At 61.3% G+C, this 19,885-nt stretch carries 18 protein-coding genes; 11 read left to right on the top strand and 7 right to left on the bottom strand.

What is annotated here, in order from left to right:
* Positions 1–45 precede the first annotated feature (45 nt).
* Entirely contained in the window at positions 46–972 is a 927-nt protein-coding gene (locus LJE98_RS08600) for an ATP-grasp fold amidoligase family protein (RefSeq protein ID WP_229574739.1), read from the top strand.
* A 13-nt stretch (positions 973–985) separates the two neighbouring features.
* On the opposite strand, the gene LJE98_RS08595 is transcribed toward LJE98_RS08600, so the two are convergent.
* On the bottom strand, positions 986–1,216 hold the full coding sequence (locus LJE98_RS08595; protein ID WP_229574738.1) for a hypothetical protein: 231 nt from the start codon (positions 1,214–1,216) through the stop codon (positions 986–988).
* Positions 1,217–1,493: 277 nt separating this feature from the next.
* Between LJE98_RS08595 and treY the strand changes: the two genes are divergently transcribed.
* Positions 1,494–4,148 carry a malto-oligosyltrehalose synthase gene (gene treY, locus LJE98_RS08590; protein WP_229574737.1) on the top strand — a complete coding sequence of 885 codons (2,655 nt, stop codon included), beginning with the start codon at positions 1,494–1,496 and terminating at the stop codon, positions 4,146–4,148.
* Between the two features lie 160 nt (positions 4,149–4,308).
* Here the strand turns inward: treY and LJE98_RS08585 are convergent, their stop codons facing one another.
* The 3 genes from LJE98_RS08585 to LJE98_RS08575 form a co-directional block, all read right to left on the bottom strand.
* Positions 4,309–4,611, bottom strand: coding sequence for a DUF982 domain-containing protein (locus LJE98_RS08585; protein ID WP_229574736.1), 303 nt, complete (start codon positions 4,609–4,611; stop codon positions 4,309–4,311).
* Between the two features lie 72 nt (positions 4,612–4,683).
* Positions 4,684–5,541 carry a PfkB family carbohydrate kinase gene (locus tag LJE98_RS08580; protein WP_229574735.1) on the bottom strand — a complete coding sequence of 286 codons (858 nt, stop codon included), beginning with the start codon at positions 5,539–5,541 and terminating at the stop codon, positions 4,684–4,686.
* Positions 5,538–6,566 (bottom strand): substrate-binding domain-containing protein, encoded by a 1,029-nt coding sequence (locus LJE98_RS08575; RefSeq protein WP_229574734.1) that lies wholly within the window; start codon positions 6,564–6,566, stop codon positions 5,538–5,540. The genes LJE98_RS08580 and LJE98_RS08575 overlap by 4 nt, the downstream gene beginning before the upstream one ends.
* Before the next feature lie 343 nt (positions 6,567–6,909).
* On the opposite strand from LJE98_RS08575, the gene LJE98_RS08570 reads away from it, so the two are divergent.
* Both LJE98_RS08570 and LJE98_RS08565 read left to right on the top strand, forming a co-directional pair.
* The gene (locus tag LJE98_RS08570; protein ID WP_229574733.1) at positions 6,910–7,695 is read left to right on the top strand and encodes a ThuA domain-containing protein; all 786 of its coding nucleotides are present in this window, start codon (positions 6,910–6,912) and stop codon (positions 7,693–7,695) included.
* Positions 7,692–8,750: a Gfo/Idh/MocA family protein gene (locus LJE98_RS08565; RefSeq protein ID WP_229574732.1), complete on the top strand. Its 1,059-nt coding sequence runs from the start codon at positions 7,692–7,694 to the stop codon at positions 8,748–8,750. Before LJE98_RS08570 ends, LJE98_RS08565 begins: the two co-directional genes overlap by 4 nt.
* Before the next feature lie 94 nt (positions 8,751–8,844).
* Here LJE98_RS08565 and iolG read toward each other — a convergent pair whose 3' ends face one another.
* Entirely contained in the window at positions 8,845–9,840 is a 996-nt protein-coding gene (gene iolG / locus LJE98_RS08560; RefSeq protein ID WP_229574731.1) for an inositol 2-dehydrogenase, read from the bottom strand.
* A gap of 205 nt (positions 9,841–10,045) precedes the next feature.
* On the opposite strand from iolG, the gene LJE98_RS08555 reads away from it, so the two are divergent.
* From LJE98_RS08555 to LJE98_RS08525, 7 genes are all read left to right on the top strand, one after another.
* Positions 10,046–10,864, top strand: a complete 819-nt coding sequence (locus LJE98_RS08555) for a MurR/RpiR family transcriptional regulator (RefSeq protein ID WP_229574730.1) — start codon at positions 10,046–10,048, stop codon at positions 10,862–10,864.
* Positions 10,865–10,985: 121 nt separating this feature from the next.
* Positions 10,986–12,914 carry a bifunctional 5-dehydro-2-deoxygluconokinase/5-dehydro-2-deoxyphosphogluconate aldolase gene (locus LJE98_RS08550; RefSeq protein WP_229574729.1) on the top strand — a complete coding sequence of 643 codons (1,929 nt, stop codon included), beginning with the start codon at positions 10,986–10,988 and terminating at the stop codon, positions 12,912–12,914.
* Positions 12,911–14,731: a 3D-(3,5/4)-trihydroxycyclohexane-1,2-dione acylhydrolase (decyclizing) gene (gene iolD, locus LJE98_RS08545; protein ID WP_229574728.1), complete on the top strand. Its 1,821-nt coding sequence runs from the start codon at positions 12,911–12,913 to the stop codon at positions 14,729–14,731. Before LJE98_RS08550 ends, iolD begins: the two co-directional genes overlap by 4 nt.
* A gap of 1 nt (position 14,732) precedes the next feature.
* The gene (gene iolE, locus LJE98_RS08540) at positions 14,733–15,626 is read left to right on the top strand and encodes a myo-inosose-2 dehydratase (RefSeq protein ID WP_229574727.1); all 894 of its coding nucleotides are present in this window, start codon (positions 14,733–14,735) and stop codon (positions 15,624–15,626) included.
* Positions 15,627–15,732: 106 nt separating this feature from the next.
* Positions 15,733–15,999, top strand: coding sequence for a hypothetical protein (locus LJE98_RS08535; protein ID WP_229574726.1), 267 nt, complete (start codon positions 15,733–15,735; stop codon positions 15,997–15,999).
* 23 nt (positions 16,000–16,022) lie between these two features.
* Positions 16,023–16,832, top strand: a complete 810-nt coding sequence (gene iolB / locus LJE98_RS08530) for a 5-deoxy-glucuronate isomerase (RefSeq protein ID WP_229574725.1) — start codon at positions 16,023–16,025, stop codon at positions 16,830–16,832.
* Positions 16,833–16,952: 120 nt separating this feature from the next.
* The gene (locus tag LJE98_RS08525) at positions 16,953–17,462 is read left to right on the top strand and encodes a DUF3833 family protein (protein ID WP_229574724.1); all 510 of its coding nucleotides are present in this window, start codon (positions 16,953–16,955) and stop codon (positions 17,460–17,462) included.
* A 24-nt stretch (positions 17,463–17,486) separates the two neighbouring features.
* Here LJE98_RS08525 and LJE98_RS08520 read toward each other — a convergent pair whose 3' ends face one another.
* Entirely contained in the window at positions 17,487–18,701 is a 1,215-nt protein-coding gene (locus LJE98_RS08520; protein WP_229574723.1) for a TIGR03862 family flavoprotein, read from the bottom strand.
* A gap of 6 nt (positions 18,702–18,707) precedes the next feature.
* Positions 18,708–19,883 carry an aminotransferase gene (locus LJE98_RS08515; protein WP_229574722.1) on the bottom strand — a complete coding sequence of 392 codons (1,176 nt, stop codon included), beginning with the start codon at positions 19,881–19,883 and terminating at the stop codon, positions 18,708–18,710.
* Positions 19,884–19,885: the final 2 nt, after the last annotated feature.

Genomic DNA, 19,885 nt, shown 5'->3' with positions numbered 1-19,885 from the left:
CGGGGCCTCTAGACTTCGCCGGCAACGGGAACGGGAGACGCGGTCTTGGCAGAAGAACAGAAGGAAAGCTTCATCCGGGCTGGTTACGACCAGAATTCGTTTCGCTATCTCATGAAGCGCATCTTCTGGCGCCTGATCGCGCCGCTGCCGGACAAGCTCTATATCCAGCTCAAATTCTGGAGCATCAAGGGCGAATGGCCCGATGTCGATCAGCCGAAGACGTTCTCGGAAAAGGTCCAGTACCGGAAGATACATGACCGCAATCCGCTCTATGGAAAGCTGGTCGACAAGCTCGCGGTGAAGGATTACGTCGCCGAGAAGGTCGGAGCCCAGCATGTGATCCCGACCTTTTGGGCCGGCACGAAGCTTTCGGATGTCGACTGGTCGACGATCCCGCTGCCGGTCGTCATCAAGCCAAACCATGCGAGCGGGCTCGGTGAGTTTCTCTATACGCCCGAGGATGTCGAAGCGCTCAAGCGCAATGATCCCTGCGCCGAATGGTTGTCCATCGACCATGCCCGCTACAACAGGGAATGGGCCTATTCACAGGTCGACCGCAAGGTGGTCATCGAGCAGATGCTGAACAAGGACGGCGGTATTCCCTGGGATTATCGCTGTTTCGTCTTCAATGGGCGGCTGTCGTACATCATGATCGATACGCGCACGGACAATCAGGGCTACTCAGCGACCTATTCCCGCGATTGGGAGCGCCTGCCGTTCTATGACCCGGACTATTATCCGCCCTATCCGCATGAAATCCCACGTCCGCAATTGCTTGAGATGATGGTCTCTCTGTCGGAGGCTCTTGGACGCGACCTGGATTTCGTTCGGGTCGATCTGTTCGATACCGGCGACAATCTCTATGTCGGCGAGCTAACGCTCTATCCCGGCGGCGGCTTCGAAGCGTTTGAACCGCCGGAATATGATCGTCTTGTCGGAGACAAGTGGGCTCTGCCTGCCCGCCGGTCGTGACGCTTGCCGGTGATCAGGCCGGTGTGACGATCCGTGCTTCCATCGGCGAGACCGTCTCTGCCGGTGGAGACTTCAGCGCCTCGATCAGCGATGCCATGATCGCAGTCCGCAACGCATAGGTGTTGGCGGTGGTCTTCTTGTGGTCCAGTCTCTGAGCAGCCACGACCAGATTTGCGCCCTGCTGCATGATGATCTGATGAGCCCGGACCATCGCCCAGGTCTCTATATCCGTCTGTTCCCGCATGTCCGCATCCCCAGCTAAATCATTTAGCCTGCGAGGCTTTCTCGAATCAACCTCACCTTTCCAAGATATTTGATTATCTCGATTATTTAAATCCGCGATCCAAAAAAGGTCAAGAAAACCCATCCATGGCAAGACGGACGCATGCCATGCTCAGCGGCGTTGCCATACGGAGAACTCGGCTTGCACGAGCAGTTGTGCATCCCATCGTTCCGGGTGGAACAAGGGTGGCAGGTCGGCGTTAGCTGACGTCGGTCACCCCCACGCCAAGGATGCCAGCATGCGAGTTCCCGTTTCGACCTATCGCCTGCAATTTCGCGGCGGCATGGATTTCGACCGCGCCATCGGCCTGGTGCCCTATCTGAAGCGGCTCGGAATCACGCATCTCTATGCTGCGCCCGTTTTCGCTGCCACGGCAGGGTCGACCCATGGTTATGATGTCACCGATGCCAATCTCGTCGATCCGGTGCTTGGGGGGCGCGACGGCCTCGAACAGCTCGCAGCTACGCTGAAGGCAGAGGGGCTCGGCCTGATTCTCGACATCGTGCCCAATCACATGGCGGCGAGTCTGGAGAATCCCTGGTGGCGTAGCGTGATCGAGTGGGGGAAGGCGAGCCGCTATGGTCATTACTTCGATATCGACTGGAGCCAGCGACTGACCTTGCCTTTCCTCGGCAAGCCCTTCGAGCAGGCGGTGGCGGAGGGGGAGATCACGCTTACGCTCGACCGCGAAAACGGGGTTCTGGCGATCCGGTATTTCGACAGTTTCTACCCGGTGCACCCTTCGACCTATCCGCTTGTCCTTGAAGAATTCACCGATCCGCTCGCAGAACGGCTTGCCGATCTGGGGCGGCACGCCGATGCCGGCGCGGAGGAGGATTTTCACGCTGCGGTTCGTGCGCTTTGCGCGGGGAACGACTGCGAACCGCTGATTGCGGCTCTGAACCAACGCGCGCACGAGCCGCAATTCCTCATGTCGGTGCACGATCTTCAGCCCTATCGACTGATGTCCTGGTCTGAGGCGGCCAAGGGCCTGAGCTATCGGCGTTTCTTCGAAATCGCTGGATTGGTCGGGCTCCGCGTCGAGGCGGAGGACGTGTTCGCCGATGCTCATCGAACCATCCTGGAGCTGGTCCGATCCGGCCATGTGGACGGACTGCGCATCGACCATGTCGATGGTCTCGCCGATCCGGCCGGCTATCTGCAGCGCCTGCGCCACAGCGTCGGCAAGGACGTGTTTATTGTCGTCGAAAAGATCCTGGCACCGGGCGAGCAGCTGCCAGCCGACTGGCCTGTCCAGGGATCGACAGGATACGAATTCATCGCGGCGCAGGTGCCGGCCTTCCTCGACTTGGAGGGCTTCATCACGCTACGCCAGACCTACAATCAGCTCGCCGGTGAGACCTTGTCCATTCCGGAGCGCATGCGCGAGGCGAAGCTTCGGATGATCCGGGTGAACTTCGCCGGAGAAGTCAATGCGCTGGTCAAGCAGGGAAGAGACCTGCTCGGGCTGGACGAGGAAACGATCTGCAGGGCGCTGGAAGAGCTTCTTCTGGCCTTTCCCCGTTATCGGACCTACAGCGTGCAGGGGGAGATGTCCTCGTCGGACCACCATCTCCTCGATCAGGTGCTTGCCGCAATCAAAACTCGGCTGGACGAGACCGCCGCCGATGCCGCCTGGTCAATCGTCGATCTTCTCAAGGGGGCCGGGCGCTTCGAGGATCATCGCGTGGCGGATGATATCTTCCGCTGCCGGTTCCAGCAGTTGACCGGGCCGCTGATGGCGAAATCACTCGAGGACACGCTGTTCTTCCGGCATGTCGAGTTTCTTGCCCTGAATGAGGTGGGAGGCGAACTGGAGCCGGACGAGGGAGGTCTCGACCATTTTCATTCGTTGATGCGAGAACGGCGGGCGACCCAGCCCTTCGGCCTTTCTGCCTCGTCCACCCATGATACGAAGCGCGGCGAGGATGCGAGGGCGCGGCTCTTTGCGCTAGCGGAAGATGCCGGACGGTTCGTCAGCCTCTTCCAACGATGGCGGGAGACGAACAGGGGGACTGTCCAGGTTCTAGATGGCGGCCCGGCTCCGGATCCCGAGCTGGAATGGGCGATTTTCCAGGCAATCATCGCGCATTGGCCAGCAGAACTCGATGTCGAAGATCGGGAAGGCGTTGCCGATTTCACCGAACGTCTGCTCGCTTTCCTGGAGAAATCCATGCGCGAGGCCAAGCTGCGTACTGACTGGAACGACGTGAATGATGTCTTCGAGAGCGTGGTGAAAGACCATGTCCGGTCCCTGATGCTCGACAACCATGCCTTCGTTCGGGACGTCTCCGAAGAGATCAGGCCGATCATCCGGGGTGGGCTGATCAACGGCTTGAGCCTCACCGCGATCAAGCTGACTGCTCCGGGCATTCCCGACATCTATCAAGGCAGTGAGGGCATTGATCTCAGTTTCGTCGATCCCGACAACCGCCGCCCTCCGGCATTCTCCGCGCTATCGGAGTTCGATCCGGTTGCGCCGGTGTCCTGGAACGATCGTAAGGCACTGGAGGCCGGTTGGCTGAAGCAGGCCCTGGTGGGTCGCGGGCTTGCCCTGCGCAATGAACGCCCGGATCTCTTCTTGCGGGGAGACTATATTCCGCTGCGCTGCGAAGGTCGTCGAATGCGGCATGTGATCGCCTTTGCGCGCAGGCATGCCGAGCAACTGGTCGTCACCCTTGCCTGCCGTTGGCCCGTGGCCATGACGCGGGATGGCGAAGGGTTGAAGGCGGATCAGTTCTGGGGTGACACCAGGCTCGCTTTGCCCGAGGACATGCACCATCGAACGTGGAGCGAGATTCTCTCAAGGCGATCAGTGGCGGGGGGCGAAGCCTTGCTGATGCGGGATCTGATGGATGGTCAGACCGTGGCTATCCTGAGTTCTGATGAATGACTTCGGCGACGCTTGCGCAACACCGAAGGGGCGCGCGGCCTTGCTAGCCGCCGCCTCATGAGGCGCTGCGCTAGAGCGAACTGCGGAGCGTTTGGCTGTGTTCGGACTGCAGAGAAATCAGAGCGTTCGGTGCGGGCGGCAGCGCCCGCGCACAGGCCGGTCAGGCAACGTCGCGATTACGTTGCGGACGGAAGCTGACGTGGCGCGCCGGATTCAAGCATTGTGAAATCCCGGCTTCGGCGGCCGCGGCGAGAAAAGCGCTGCGGGCCAGTTCCGAGGAGCGGCTACCACGCAGGGCCTGCCTGCACAGGCGAATGGCACGCTCATAGGCGTAGCCACGTCGCGTCGGCCATTCGGCATCGAGAAAATCGAGTGCGTCATAGGCATTCAGGAACCGCCGTGTCAGACCGCAGGGTAGTTCCAGTTCGACGGGGCGGGTCCAGGTGATATCGGCTTCGGTCATGCCTTCCTCCATTTCGCTGCCATGAACTCACAGGCGGCTCACCGGTTCCCGGAAGGCGATCAAATAAAGATGTTAAGAGATTGATTTCTCGATTGCCGAGACGTGGGCAGCCTGTTCGCGCTGCTCCAGCCAATCTGTCGTCGTGTCTCCTGCAAGCCTTGTCGCCTCGACAATGCCGCGACCTTCGAGCAATCCATGCAGCAGGGCACCGCTGAAGGTGTCGCCGGCGCCGATCGTGTCCGGAACGCTGACCGTGCGGGCAAGAGATACGGTCTGCTCGAGATGTCCGTCAAAGAGCGAAATCCTATCCGGTCCGTCGGTCATCACGAGGTGTGTCAGGCGCTTTGTCCCGAGCTCTGCTGCAACGCGCCAGACATCTGCCAGTGCCATCCCTGGAAGATCGGCCTTCGACCCCACGATGATATCGGCCGGTCGCGGCCCACCCTCACGTATCGGCAGCTGCGACACGACAAGAGGGGCTCGTTCGAGCGAGTCCACTAAGGTCTGCGGTAGCTTTGGCGCATTCACGTAAAAGGCATCGGCATGCACGGGCTTGTCGAGCAGGAAGGTTCGAGACAGGCGGCGCTCGCTCGACAGGATGGTGCGGTCGCCGGTCGGATCGAGCAGGATATCGGCAAAGTCGGTTGCGCCTTCGCGGCGGGCGATCAGGCTTGTGTCGAAGCCTGTCGCCTCCAGGTCCGCAAGCGCAGTCTCGCCATGGTCATCCGTCATCAAGTTCGAGAGAAGTGCCACGTCATGGCCGAAGTCGAGAAGACGCTTGGCGGTGAAATATCCACCGCCGCCGAGGCGTGTATCGCGCGACGACCAAGCGATGCGTCCGCCGGGACGCAGCGGCTCGGTCAGGCGCCAGATGCGATCGTGGTTGATGTGGCCGATCACGACGACCTGGGTTGATCTTCTGTCCGTCATGTCGACTGTTCCCTCGATACGGGGCGGCTCGTTTCACGCAGGATGAGTTCAACCGGCCAGAGTTCCCTGACATCGGTCGTCTCACGGCCTGCCAAAATCTGCAGAAGGAGGTCAGTGATCCGGCTTCCGGCAGCGCGGATCGAAGAACGGGTGGTGGATAGCGACGGCGTCATGTTCTCCGCGGTCAGATAGGGGAAGACGTCGTCATGGGCTATGACGGATATGTCCTGACCGATCACCAGGTTCCTCGTCCTGGCCGCGCGATATACACCGAGTGCCGTCATCATCGAGCCGGCGACGAAGGCTGTTGGGCGCGGGCGCTGCTCGAGTGCCGCGCGGGCGAAGTGAAAGCCGATCTCGTCGGTGAAGTCGCCATGCGTGACAAGCTTCGGGTCGAAGTCGATGCCACGGTCGCGCAGCGCTTCCGTGTAACCGGCGAGCCGATGCAGGGTGAAGGTCAGGCCCTCGCGTCCGTTCAACAGTGCGATGCGCCGGTGGCCGAGATCGAGCAGGTGTTCGGTACTGCGCCGGATGGCGCCCTCGTTGTCGATATCCAGCCAGGCATGCGGCACTTCTGTGGAAGAGCGGCCGTGAACGATGAAGGGCAGTTTCAGCTGGGACAGCAGGGCGATGCGCGGATCCCTGGGGCGTGGCGAATGAATGACGACAGCATCGACGCGGCGACTTTCTGCGAGGCGTCGGTAGAGTTGAATTTCATCGCCCGTGTCGTGTTCGGCCATCGGCGTGATCAGCATGTCGATGTCTTCGCCGCTCAGGCGGTCGGCCATGCCGCTCATGAATTCGGAAAACTGGTAGTCGCCGGTCTTGGTCATGACAACGCCGATGGCGCCCGCCCGTCCGGTCGCGAGGCGAACGGCATTGATATTGGGCCGGTAGCCGAGGCGGGCGGCCTCCTGCAACACCCTGGTGCGTGTCGCTTCGTTCACCTCCGGATAGCCGCTCAAAGCGCGGCTCACCGTTGTCGGTGACAATCCGATCTGCTGGGCGAATTCCTTGAGCTTCATTCGTGCCGTCGAACTCCTGCGGGAACACCCCGGCTGCTGCCGCTTATCACATGCTCCCGGACATCTGGCAATTCTCGACCCCGGCTGTCAAAGCGCTTCCAAAGCGGTTCTGATCCGGGAGAGAGGGGCTGTCTGCAGGGCACACCCGCGAGTGCTTGAAGTCAGGAAATCGCCATTTGACAGACGTTGACCGGATTGCAAATGATGACGGCCAAAGCGGTTTCAATTATTTGCCGACATGCCCTAGTTTCGTTCGTTTTCATGCCTAGGTGAGACAGAGCGACGGGCCCATGGAGGCGTGGCGCATGGCCGGTCGCTCCGGTCTCAACCAAGGAGGAAGCACGTGGCGATCAGAACTGTTGTCTGGGGTGAAAATATTCACGAGCGGGAAAACGCAACCGTCCGGGAGATTTATCCCGATGGCATGCATGCGACGATTGCTGCTGCGCTGAACACGGATTCCGAGATCGAGGCGACGACGGCGACCCTGCAGGAGCCGGAACACGGTTTGCCTTTGGACCGGCTCGCCGAGACCGATGTGCTCGTGTGGTGGGGTCACAAGGCGCATGGCGAAGTCTCTGAGGAGGTTGTCGAGCGGGTTGCGAAACGGGTCTGGGAAGGCATGGGTCTGCTCGTCCTGCATTCCGGGCATTTCGCCAAGCCGTTCAAGCGGCTCATGGGCACTCCCTGCGCGTTGAAGTGGCGCGAAGCGGGCGAGCGCGAGCGGATCTGGACCGTCAATCCCGGCCACCCGATTGCCGCCGGAATCCCTGAGAATTTCGTCCTGGAAAACGAAGAAATGTACGGCGAATTCTTCTCCGTGCCCGAGCCGCTGGAGACCGTGTTCATCTCCTGGTTCGCCGGTGGCGAGGTGTTTCGCTCGGGCCTGACCTGGCGGCGTGGGGCCGGCAACATCTTCTACTTCCGTCCGGGCCACGAGACCTATCCGACATACCACGATGCCAATGTGCAGCAGGTCATTCGCAACGGGGTCAAGTGGGCCTATAATCCGATGCCGCGTTACGGCGCCGTGCATGATGCGCCGAATGTCCCGGTCGAAGAGGCGTTGGAGCCAATCACCGAGCGAGGGCCGCGTTTGCACCAGGCTGGCGAGGAAGGCTATAAATGAGCACTGCCCCCATCCGTCTTCTGGTGCTCGGCACCGGGGGCATGGCCAATTCCCATGCGATGAACTTTTCGACGATATCCGACGTGCAACTCGTTGCGGCGGTCGATCTCGATATGGCCACAGTGCGCGCCTTTGCGGCTCGGCACCACATTCCCAACACCTTCACCTCGCTCGACGAGGCGATCGCCTGGGGTGAATTCGATGCCGTCACCAATGTAACGCCGGACAAGGTGCATTATCCGACGACGCTCAAGCTGATTGCTGCCGGCAAGCATGTCATGTGCGAGAAGCCACTCGCGGAGAATTACGCCAAGGCCGACGAAATGGCGACGGCGGCGGAGAATTCCGGTCTCGTCAACATGGTCAACCTCACTTACCGCAATGTGGCGCAGGTGCAGAAGGCCCGGCAGATGGTGCTGGCCGGCGAGATCGGCAAGGTTCGTCATATCGAGGCTTCCTATCTGCAGAGCTGGCTCGTCTCCAAGGCCTGGGGGGATTGGGCGACCGAAAGCCAGTGGCTGTGGCGGCTGTCGACGAAACATGGCTCCAACGGCGTGCTCGGCGATGTCGGCATCCATATCCTCGACTTTGTCGGCTTTGGCGCGGTGACGGAGATCGATCATGTCTTTGCCCGGATGAAAGCCTTCGAAAAGGCGCCGGGCAACAAGATCGGCGAATATGATCTCGACGCCAATGACAGTTTCACCATGACGGCCGAGTTTACCAATGGTGCCATGGGCGTCATCCATGCGAGCCGCTGGGCAACGGGCCATTTGAACGAGCTTCGCCTACGCGTGCATGGCGACAAAGGCGCGCTGGAAGTCATTCATCGTCTGGACAAGTCCAGCCTCAGGGCCTGCCTCCAGGAGGATGTCGAGAAGGCCGTCTGGCGTGAGATCGAGGTCGATCCGGTGGAGACGAATTATCAGAAGTTCATCACCGCGATCCGTTCCGGCTATGCGCAGGAGCCGAGCTTCCGCCATGCGGCCAACCTGCAGAAAATCCTCGACCTTGCCATGTTGACCGAAGTCGAACGGCGCGAACTCGTCGTCTGACAATCACCATGAGAAGCGGAAAACGCCACCCGAGGAGGTTCGGGCGGCGTTTCCAATCTGCGCCGCCTTGCGGCAGCGCGGGAGCTCTTTGTCGTCAGTAGGCGACGGTGACTGCGGATTTGTCCCTGGCCGACCTCACTGCGGCGTCGGCGAGCGCCAGCGCGATCAGGCCGTCTTCGGCTGACGGCGCCATCGGCGTGCCGTTGTCGAGCGCGTCGATGAAGGCAGAGATCTCGGCCGCGTAGGCTGCCGTGTATCGGGTCATGAAGAAATCATGCAGCGGCGGGCGGGTATAGCCGTCCTTGTTGGCGACCTCGATCGAGACCGGCCGCTGGTTTTCGGCCGAGACCGAGCCGAGCGAGCCGTGCACCTCGATGCGCTGGTCGTAGCCATAGGATGCGCGGCGCGAGTTGGAGATGATCGCCTGGCGGCCGCTCTTTGTCGTCAGGATCAGCGAGGCGCTGTCGTAGTCGCCGAGCTCGCCGATCTTGGGGTCAACCAGCACCGAGGCCGAGGCCTGGACCGTTTCGATTTCTTCGCCCAGCAGGAAGCGGGCCATGTCGAAATCGTGGATGGTCATGTCGCGGAAGATGCCGCCGGAGACCTTGATATATTCGGCAGGAGGCGCGCCCGGGTCCCGGCTGGTGATCGTCACCATCTCCACCTTGCCGATCGAGCCCTTGTCGATTTCCTTGCGCACGGCCTGGAAGTGCGGGTCGAAGCGACGGTTGAAACCGAGCATGACCTTTCCGCCAACAGCACGCACGGTCTCAAGGCAGGCCTTCGCCCTGTTAACATCCAGATCGATCGGCTTTTCGCAGAAGATCGCCTTGCCGGCCTTGGCGAAACGTTCGATCAGGTCGGCATGGGTATTGGTCGGCGTGCAAATGATGACCGCGTCGATGTCCTTGTCCGCCTCGATTTCCTCGATCGTCTTCACAACGCAGCCGGTCTGCGTGGCGATGGCATTTGCGGCTTCCATGAATGCGTCGGCGACAGCGACGAGTTTCGCGCGCTTGTCTTCCGCGATGGCTTTTGCATGCACCTTGCCGATGCGGCCAGCGCCCAGAAGTGCCAGTCTCGTGACCATGTTCATTCCCTCCCTGCCACGCCCTGGTCTCTCGTCAAGAGGAGGCGATCGTGATGTCGTTGGGCGCTCCATATGGAGACACCTGATCAATGTTCCATTTCACGCTGGCAAAACCCGCGTTTTGGAATATATGTTCTATTTTGCTAGATCGTGACACGGATTCTGTCAAGCGTGACGATGTGTCCGGATGAGGGTGAGGGGCGGAATGAGCGAAAGCGGCGGAGCGCAGACGATCAAGGAGTTCGAGGACCGGTTGCTGGAAGTCTCCGGCAGCCTGCCCAAGCGACTAAAGCAATGCGCTGACTATGTTGCAGCCAACAAGGACCGCATCGCCGTCTCTACCGTTGCAGAGATGGCAGAGGGTGCGGGCGTGCAGCCGTCTGCCTTCATGCGGTTTTGCCAGATCATGGGGTTCTCCGGGTTTTCCGAAATGCAGAAGCTGTTTCGCGAGAGCTTTGTCGGGGGCTGGCCCGATTATTCGACACGCCTCCAGCATCTGCGAGAAAAGGCCGAGGGCTCACCTTCGGCGCTGTTGGCCGAATTTGTGGAGGCGGGCCGACTCTCGCTGGAAAATCTCGTCAAAACTGTTGATCCGCCGACGATGGAGGCCGCCGTCAGGCAGCTTTCCGAGGCGCGGATGATTCATATCATCGGTCTGCGGCGGAGCTTTCCGGTCGCGAGTTACATGGCCTATGCCTTCGAGAAGATGGGCGTTCCTGCCATGTTGCACAGCGTCGTCGGGCGGCTCGACAATCACCATGCAATCCGCGAAGGCGATGCGCTCCTCGCCGTAACCTTTTCGCCCTATTCGACCGAGACACTCGAGCTCGTCGAACAGGTTCGAGGGCGCGGTATTCCCGTCATTGCGGTCACGGATACGGTCGTCAGTCCGCTCCGGCGCATGGGGGCGACGCTGCTGTCGGTGTCGGAAGTCGATTTCGGGGCATTCCGCTCGCTGTCGGCCACGCTTTGCCTGGCAATCACGCTCTCGGTTGCTGTCGGCACTGCGCGACAGGATGACTGAATGTTCGTATTGAAATTCTGAAAAATAGAATTTATAGTCTATTTCAGAAGGGCGCCGTTCCAAATCGCGGACGGGGGCTCGAGGCGGGGCGCGAGATCCCGCGTCACAGGGAGGAAATCGCTTGGCTTCGCTCGATCTGATCACGATCGGCCGCTCGTCCGTGGACCTTTACGGGGCACAGGTTGGTGGTCGGCTGGAGGATATGGCCTCCTTCAACAAGTATATTGGCGGGTCGCCGACCAATATCGCGGCCGGAACTGCGCGACTTGGCCTCAAATCGGCGCTGATCACCCGAGTCGGTGACGAGCATATGGGGCGCTTCATTCGCGAACAGCTGGTGCGCGAGGGCGTCGATGTGCGCGGCGTCAAGACCGACAAGGAGCGCCTGACGGCGCTGGTGCTGCTTGGCATCCGCGACGAACACCAGTTTCCGCTGATTTTCTACCGCGAGAACTGCGCCGACATGGCGCTGTCGGAAGAGGACATCGACCCGGACTTCGTTTCCGAAGCGCGTTGCGTGTGTGTGACGGGTACGCATCTGTCGAACCCTCGGACCGAACAGGCCGTTCTGAAGGCGCTGGAAATCGCCCGGCAGTCGGGAGGGTTGACCGCACTCGACATCGATTACCGCCCGAACCTCTGGGGTCTTGCTGGCCATGGCGATGGCGAAAGCCGGTTCGTCGAATCCGAAAAGGTGACAGCAAAGCTGCAGTCGACGCTGCATCTGTTCAACCTGATCGTCGGCACGGAAGAAGAATTCCATATTGCCGGCGGCTCGACCGATACGATCGAGGCACTAAGAGCCGTGCGGCAGGTCTCGCCGGCGACGCTGGTCTGCAAACGCGGGCCGATGGGCGCCGTGGTCTTCGAGGATGCTATCCCTGACAGTCTCGACGAGGGGCAGGCCGGCGAGGGATTTCCGATCGAAGTCTTCAACGTGCTGGGCGCCGGCGATGGCTTCATGTCCGGGCTGCTCAAGGGCTGGCTGACGGGCGAGGACTGGCCGACATCGCTGAAATTTGCCAATGCCTGCGGCGCCTTCGCCGTCTCCCGCCATGGCTGCACACCGGCCTATCCGAGCTGGGAAGAACTGCAGTATTTCTTCAAGACCGGCATCAAGAACAAGGCGCTGCGCAAGGATGCAGCGCTCGAGCAGGTACATTGGTCGACCAACCGCAAGGCTGACTGGTCGACCATGCGGGTGTTCGCCTTCGACCACCGGATGCAGCTGGAAGCCATGGCCAGGGAGGCCGATGTTTCGGACGACAGGATCGGCGCGTTCAAGACCCTCTGCCTCGATGCCGCCCTGCGGGTTTCCGATGGCAAAGCCGGGTATGGCCTGCTCTGCGACAGCCGCCTGGGGCGCGATGCACTCTACCGCGCTGCCGGCACGGGCCTGTGGATTGGCCGCCCCGTCGAATGGCCGGGCTCGCGCCCGCTGACGCTGGAGCCGGAGATTGGTCCGGATTTCGGCGGTCTGGTCGAATGGCCGATCGATCATGTCGTGAAGGTTCTTGCCTTCTATCACCCGGATGACACGGCCGAAATGAAAGCCGATCAGGAGCAGACGGTACTTCGGCTCTTCCATGCGGCCCGCCGCAACCGGTTGGAATTCCTGCTGGAGGTCATCCCGTCCAAGGTCGGTGCCTGTGATGACGAGACCACGGCCAAGATCATCGAGCGCTTCTACGAGATCGGCGTCTATCCTGACTGGTGGAAGCTGGAGCCGATGAAGACGACGGCCTCCTGGGCGAATGCATGCGCGGCGATCGAGCGCCATGATCCCTATACACGCGGTATCGTCGTGCTCGGTCTCGACGCGCCGCAGGCGGAACTGGAGGCGAGTTTCCAGCTTGCTGCCGGCTTTCATCTCGTCAAGGGGTTTGCTGTCGGGCGCACCATCTTCGGTGACGCGGCGCGCAAATGGCTTGCCGGAAGCATCACGGATACCCAGGCGGTGGAGGATATGGCGGCGCGTTACCAAAGCCTCTGTGCAATCTGGGATGCGGCGCGGAAGGCGGCGGTTGCCGCCAAGGGAGGACAAGCATGAAGACGATCCGGCTGACCGCCGCTCAGGCGATGATGCGTTATCTCGCCAATCAGATGAACGAGGATGGCGTTCCCTATATCGCCGGCATGTGGGCGATCTTTGGCCACGGCAACGTGGCCGGCATCGGCGAGGCGCTCTACGGCATACGCGAGGAGCTGCCGACCTATCGTGGGCAGAACGAGCAGTCGATGGCGCATGCGGCTATCGCCTATGCCAAGCAGCTCGGCCGTCGTCGCGCGATGGCGGTGACATCCTCCATCGGCCCCGGTGCGCTCAATATGGTGACGGCTGCGGCTCTCGCCCATGTCAACCGCCTGCCGGTTCTCCTCATTCCCGGCGATGTCTTCGCCAATCGTGGCCCGGATCCCGTGCTTCAGCAGATCGAGGATTTTGGCGACGGTACCATGTCGGCGAATGACTGCTTCCGTCCCGTGTCGCGCTACTTCGACCGGATCATGCGGCCGGAGCAGCTTTTGACCGCTTTGCCGCGCGCCATGCGCACGATGACCGATCCCGCTGATTGCGGTCCTGTGACGCTTGCCTTTTGCCAGGATGTGCAAGCCGAGGCTTACGATTACCCTGAAAGCTTCTTCGCCAGGAAAACCTGGCGCTTCCGTCGTCCCGAACCCGATGTCGTGGAATTCGAGGCGGCGGTCGAGGCCCTGAGTTCCGCAAAGAACCCTGTGATCGTGGCCGGTGGCGGCGTGCATTTTTCCGGCGCGACGGACACGCTGAAGGCTTTCGTCGAGAAGCACCAGATCCCCGTCGTCGAGACGCAGGCCGGCAAGTCTGCGCTCGCCTGGGACCATGGTCTGAACTTCGGCCCTGTTGGCGTGACCGGGGCCGAAAGCGCCAATCTGGTCTCGGAAAAGGCCGATCTCGTGATCGGCGTCGGCACACGTTTCCAGGATTTCACCACCGGGTCCTGGGCACTGTTCAAGAACCCCAGCCGAAAGATCCTCGCGCTCAACGTGCAGGCGTATGACAGCGCCAAGCATGATGCGATTCCACTCGTGGCTGACGCCAGGATCGGGCTGGAAAAGCTCTCGGCTGCGCTCGGCGATCACAAGTACGGTGCGCCCGATGCCGGTCTCAAGGCCTCCTGGTTCGCCAAGGCGGATGCCGTCACTGCTGCCCCGGTCGATAGCAATTCGCTTCCGACGGACATGCAGGTGATCGGCGCCGTGCAACGCGCGTCGCGCGACAACACCGTCGTCATGTGCGCCGCCGGCACCATGCCGGGCGAGTTGCACCAGCTGTGGAAATCAACGCTGCCGCTCTCCTACCATATGGAATATGGCTTCTCCTGCATGGGCTATGAGATCGCCGGCGGTCTCGGCATCAAGATGGCAGAGCCCGATCGTGACGTTATCGTCATGGTCGGCGACGGCTCCTACATGATGATGAACTCGGAACTCGCGACCGCAGTCGGCATGGGCGTGAAGATCACGCTGGTGATCACCGACAACAGGGGTTACGGCTGCATCAACCGGCTGCAGATGGGCACCGGCGGTGCTGAGTTCAACAATCTCTACGCCCATACGAATGTCAGCCCGATGGCCATCGACTTTGCCGCCCACGCTGCGTCGATGGGTGCGCGGTCCCACAAGGTGTCGTCGATATCAGAGCTGGAAACCGCACTCGATGCCGCCCGTGCGGCGACCGAGACAACCGTCATCGTCATTGATACCGATCCTTATCCGACCACAGGAGCCGGCGGCTACTGGTGGGATGTCGCGGTGCCGGAGGTTTCGGCCCGCAAGGAAGTCACGCAAGCCCGCGCAGCATATGAAGCCGCACTCAAGGAAAGAAACTGAGATGATCCTGTTCGGTACCAATCCGATTGCATGGTCCAACGACGACGACCGCCGCCTCGGCGCCCATATCAGCCTCGAACAATGCCTCGACGAAACCGCAAAGATCGGTTTCGACGGCATCGAGAAGGGTCACAAGCTGCCGACCGATCCGGGCGAATTGACGTCGGTGCTGGAGCCGCGCGGCCTGAAATTCGTCTCCGGCTGGCATTCGTTGAACCTGCTCACGAACTCGATCGAAGAGGAAAAGGCCGCCATGCAGCCTTTCCTCGACGTGCTGAAGGCCATGGGCTGCAAGGTGATCATCGTCTGCGAAACCTCGAACGCCATCCATGGCGCCGATGACACGGCTCTTGCCGACCGTCCAAAGCTCATCGACGCCGAATGGGCAAAGTTCGGCGCCGGCGTCGAGGCGCTGGCCGAGTTCTCGGCCTCTCAGGGCATCTCGCTGGTCTATCACCACCATATGGGCACGGTGGTCGAGACCGAGACCGAAATCGACAAACTGATGGAGCACACCGGCCCGCATACGAAGCTGTTGCTTGATACCGGTCATTGCTATTTCGGCGGCGGCAATCCGGAAGCGATTGCCGCAAAATACATGCACCGCGTCGGCCATATCCACGCGAAAAATGTACGCCCGGTGATTGCGGATCAGGTGCGCAGCGAAAATCTGTCCTTCCTCGAAGGCGTGCGTCGCGGTGTCTTTACCGTGCCCGGCGACACGGAAGGTGGTGTGAGTTTCCCGCCGGTCCTGAAGATCGCTGCCGAGCACAGCTATGAGGGCTGGATCGTCATCGAGGCCGAGCAGGATCCGGACGTGCGCAATCCCTTTGAGTATCAAAGCCTGGGTCTGAAGTCGCTCAAGAGCTTTGCCAGGGAAGCCGGGCTGATCTGAATGGAAACCCCGGGGCGGAGACTTATCTTCGCCCCGTGTTTTGACAGATGGAAGATTTGGGCTCTATTGCAGGCGACCCATTCACAAGACTGCCGGGAGCAAAGCCTTGAAGTTCCAGATCCTCGACCCGACCCACCCTTTCTTCAAGCCGCTATGGCGCCGCATTCTCTGTGTTGTGCTGCCGCTGGCCTGGGCCGGAGTGGAGTATTGGAACGGCGCCACCGGCTGGACGATGGTCTTCGTCGTGGCCGGCCTCTATGCGGGTTATGAGTTGCTGTTCATGTACGACCACACGATGAAAAAGGCCGAAGCCAAGGCGGAGGCCGAGCGTATCAGGATCGCGGCAGAGGCCGAGCGCTCCGACGCCGACTGAGCTTAAGACACGGGAGACGAGGAATGACCGATCTGTTGCGCAAGCCTACGGGCACATCCAGCAAGGTGCACGACATCACACCTGCCAGCGCCGGCTGGGGTTATGTCGGTTTCGGGCTTTATCGCCTGAAGGCGGGCGAGAGTGCCGCAGAGGCCACGGGTGAGACGGAAGTCATTCTCGTTCTCGTGGAAGGCAAGGCAACGGTCTCCGGTGGCGGCAAGGACTTTGGCGAACTCGGCGATCGCATGTCGGTCTTCGAAAAGACGCCGCCGCATTGCGTCTATGTGCCGGCGGGTGCCGACTGGGCGGCAAAGGCCACGACCGACTGCGTGCTTGCAATCTGCACGGCGCCCGCCATGCCGGGCCGCGAGGCCCAGCGGATCGGGCCAGAGGGCATTTCGCTTGTCGAGCGTGGCAAGGGCGCCAATACGCGGCATATCTATCCGATTGCCATGGAAGACCGTGATGTCGCCGACAGCCTCCTGGTGACGGAAGTCTTTACGCCCTCGGGCAATTGGTCGTCCTACCCGCCACATCGGCACGACGAGGACAATTTCCCCGAGATGACCTATCTCGAAGAGACCTATTACCACCGCCTCAATCCGGCTCAGGGCTTCGGCTTCCAGCGTGTGTTCACCGAGGACGGCTCGCTGGACGAGACCATGGCCGTCTCGGACGGTGATGTCGTCTTGGTGCCGAAGGGGCATCACCCCTGCGGCGTGCCGCATGGCTATGAGATGTATTATCTCAATGTCATGGCCGGACCCTTGCGCAAATGGCGCTTCCAGAATCATCCGGAACACGACTGGATTTACCAGCGCGACAACGGCTGACAGGATGCAAAGGCGGCGTGTGTGCCGCCTTCACAAACGCGTTTGCCGGGCCGGGGCAAAATCCGGCCGTCCATCCTTTGCGTAGTGGTCTGCACAACGTCAATGATGGAGATGCCAATCATGCCGAAGCTCACCTTGGCCCTTGTCGGGCTAGCCATGAGCCTGCTGCCGTCCACCGGACAGGCCGCCGACAATTTCACTTTCGAGGACTATTTCACCGGTCGCACGGAAGCGGTGGGTTCGTTCAGCGCGATCAACGGGATGAAGCGCAAGTTCACCGTTGATCTGACCGGCAAGTGGGACGGCAAGACGCTGACACTGCGCGAAGACTTTGTATTTGACGACGGCACCAAGGACCGCAAGACATGGCGTTTCGTCAAGACCAGCCCGACCACCTATCTGGGCACGCGCGAGGATGTCATCGGTGAGACGAAAGTGACTCTGAATGGCACTGTTGCCCGCTTCAACTACCTCGTCTATCTGAGCCCCGAGACGAAGGGCAACAAGGTTCACTTCTGGGACAAGATGGTGCTGCGCAAGGACGGTACGGTGCTGAACACGGCGCTCGTCACCAAATTCGGTTTCCCGGTCGCAAAGACCACCGTCGAGTTCCGCAAGCCGGGAAAATAGGACGACAAGGCTCGCCGCTAAGGCTCAGCCGTCCGGCGCCGTGCGCCATTGGTCTATGCCACGTGCCGCGGCAATGCCGGTCGCGAAGCAGGCGGTGAGCAGGTACCCCCCTGTTGGAGCTTCCCAGTCGAGCATTTCTCCGGCGATGAAGGTGCCAGGGCGGCTTTTCAGCATGAAGCGCTCATCGATAGCCTCTAGCGCTACTCCGCCCGCCGTCGATATCGCTTCCTCGATTGGGCGAGGACGATTTACGGTCAGCGGCAGGGCTTTGATGAGGTTTGCCAAGCCCTCCGGATCGAGTTGGTTGGCGTCGGTTCTCACCTCCCGCAGCAGGGCGATCTTTACTTTGTCGAGATTGGCGGCCTTTTTCAGTCTTGTCGAAAAACTCGCCTTGCGATCCTGACGTGCGAGGTCCGCGGAAAGCTTCTCCGCCGTTCGCCCCGGTGTGAGATCGAGCGTAAGCGCAGCATGACCTTCCTGGTCGAGCGCGTCCCTCAATGCCGCCGAATGCGCGTAGATCAGGCTGCCCTCGATCCCGCCCCGGCTGATGACGAATTCGCCCTGGGTGGTGCCGGCGGTCGAGGTGGCCTTCACCGATTTTACCGGATGGCCGGAGAAGCGGCTGTCGAAGCTGTCGGAGAAGTCGCAGTCGAAGCCGCAATTGGCCGGGCGGAGCGCGGTGATGTCCACGTCTGAGGCTTGCAGCAGCGGCACCCAGGCAGCAGTCGAGCCGAGCTTCGGCCAACTTGCGCCGCCAAGCGCAAGAAGCGTTGCGTCGGCGGCCACGCGCTTCGATCCCTCGGGTGTGTCGAAGAGCAGGGCATCTCCATCGAAGCCCGTCCAGCGGTGGTGGGTGAGAATAATCACACCCATTCCGTCCAGCCGCCGCAACCAGGCGCGCAGCAAAGGCGAGGCTTTCATGGCCTTCGGGAAGATCCGACCGGAGGAGCCTACAAAGGTTTCCGTACCCAAGCCGGCGGCCCAGCTTCGGATCGCCGTCGGCGTCATCAGATCGAGCACGGGGCGCAGCCGGTCGTTCGCCGCGCCGAAGCGCGTAACAAAACGCGCATAGTCCTCGGCATGGGTGATATTGAGGCCGGATTTGCCGGCGAGCAGGAACTTGCGCCCCACCGTGGGCATCGCGTCATAGACGGTGACGGCATGGCCTTTGCCGGCGAGATGTTCCGCCGCCATCAGACCCGACGGACCGCCGCCGATGATCGCCACGCTTTTCTTCATGTCTGCTCAGTCCAGAGTGAAAGTCGATAGACGGGAGACCAGACCTTCGATCGTCGCGCTGTCGGCATTGGCAAAGGCGAAGCGCAGGTAGTCCTGGCAGTCATCGCCAAAATAGGCGCCGGGAATGCAGAGCACGCCTGCCTTCTTCGCCAGCCTCTCCGCGACATCAGCGGAATTCTTGCCGGGGAAGGGATGCCGGATGAAGGCGAAATAGGCGCCAAGTGAGTCCATCTTCCAGGCAGGGAGCTCTGCCATCACGCTCTTCAGCGTGTCGGCGCGCTTCAGGATCTCGATGCGATTTTCCTTGCGCCAGTCTTTCAGCGCCGGAATGGCCCTGGCGACGGCAGCCTGCGGCGCGCGGGGCGCGCAGATCTGCAGATTGTCCATGACTTTTGCGATCTCGGAGACGGCGCGGGGACCGGCCGTGATCGCACCGAGGCGGTGGCCCGGAATGCAGAAGGATTTCGAGAAGGAATAGAGGAGAACGAGGTTCTCTTCCCAACCTGTGATCGACAGGAGGTCATGCGGGCGGTCTGCGCTGGCCAGGAAGTCGCGGTAGGTCTCGTCGAGGATGAGGAAGGCACCTGCCTTGCGGCAGGCGTCGAAGGCCTGGTGCAGCAGCTCGGCCGGGTAAATTGCGCCTGTCGGGTTGTTCGGCGACACCAGCGCCACGGCCTTTACGCCTTTCGCCAGGGCCGCCTCGATGCCTTCGATGGCGGGCACGAAACCGGTGGCCGGATCGAGCGGGATCAGCTCGCGGCGGATGCCCATCATCGCCAGCGTGGTTTCCTGGTTGAAGTAGAAGGGATCGGTCAGCGCCACCGCATCGCCACTGGCTGCGATGGCCGAGACCACGGCCATGAAGGCCTGGTTGCAGCCGGCCGTGATGTGAATGTTTTCAGCCTTGACCGGTGCGCCGTAAACCGCGGCAACCTCTGCCGCATAGGCCTCGCGCAGGGGCGTCTCGCCTTCAATCGGGCCATAGCCGGCATTCGCGCGAGCGGACGCGGCCTCCGCCAGCCAGGCGAAAAGATCGGGATGTGGTGGGTAACCGGGCACGGCCTGACTCAAGTCGATCATCGGGCCGGCTGCGCCATCATAGGCGCGCGCCCATGCAAACACCGAAGGCACTGGCGGGGCCGAGAGATCAGCAACGTGCGGATTGAAGGGGGCGGCGGGCATGG

The sequence above is a fragment of the Rhizobium sp. 'Codium 1' genome (assembly GCF_020889605.1).
Taxonomy (GTDB): Bacteria; Pseudomonadota; Alphaproteobacteria; order Rhizobiales; family Rhizobiaceae; genus Allorhizobium; species Allorhizobium algae.
Note: the sequence above shows the minus strand (reverse complement) of the source record. Positions and strands in the feature narration are given on the sequence as shown.

Bases quoted from the DNA above. Each gene is read 5' to 3' on its own strand.
- LJE98_RS08595 (WP_229574738.1), bottom strand. From the start codon at position 1,216: ATGCGGGAACAGACGGATATAGAGACCTGGGCGATGGTCCGGGCTCAT.
- treY (WP_229574737.1), top strand. From the start codon at position 1,494: ATGCGAGTTCCCGTTTCGACCTATCGCCTGCAATTTCGCGGCGGCATG.
- LJE98_RS08585 (WP_229574736.1), bottom strand. From the start codon at position 4,611: ATGACCGAAGCCGATATCACCTGGACCCGCCCCGTCGAACTGGAACTA.
- LJE98_RS08580 (WP_229574735.1), bottom strand. From the start codon at position 5,541: ATGACGGACAGAAGATCAACCCAGGTCGTCGTGATCGGCCACATCAAC.
- LJE98_RS08575 (WP_229574734.1), bottom strand. From the start codon at position 6,566: ATGAAGCTCAAGGAATTCGCCCAGCAGATCGGATTGTCACCGACAACG.
- LJE98_RS08565 (WP_229574732.1), top strand. From the start codon at position 7,692: ATGAGCACTGCCCCCATCCGTCTTCTGGTGCTCGGCACCGGGGGCATG.
- iolG (WP_229574731.1), bottom strand. From the start codon at position 9,840: ATGGTCACGAGACTGGCACTTCTGGGCGCTGGCCGCATCGGCAAGGTG.
- LJE98_RS08555 (WP_229574730.1), top strand. From the start codon at position 10,046: ATGAGCGAAAGCGGCGGAGCGCAGACGATCAAGGAGTTCGAGGACCGG.
- iolD (WP_229574728.1), top strand. From the start codon at position 12,911: ATGAAGACGATCCGGCTGACCGCCGCTCAGGCGATGATGCGTTATCTC.
- iolE (WP_229574727.1), top strand. From the start codon at position 14,733: ATGATCCTGTTCGGTACCAATCCGATTGCATGGTCCAACGACGACGAC.
- iolB (WP_229574725.1), top strand. From the start codon at position 16,023: ATGACCGATCTGTTGCGCAAGCCTACGGGCACATCCAGCAAGGTGCAC.
- LJE98_RS08525 (WP_229574724.1), top strand. From the start codon at position 16,953: ATGCCGAAGCTCACCTTGGCCCTTGTCGGGCTAGCCATGAGCCTGCTG.
- LJE98_RS08520 (WP_229574723.1), bottom strand. From the start codon at position 18,701: ATGAAGAAAAGCGTGGCGATCATCGGCGGCGGTCCGTCGGGTCTGATG.
- LJE98_RS08515 (WP_229574722.1), bottom strand. From the start codon at position 19,883: ATGCCCGCCGCCCCCTTCAATCCGCACGTTGCTGATCTCTCGGCCCCG.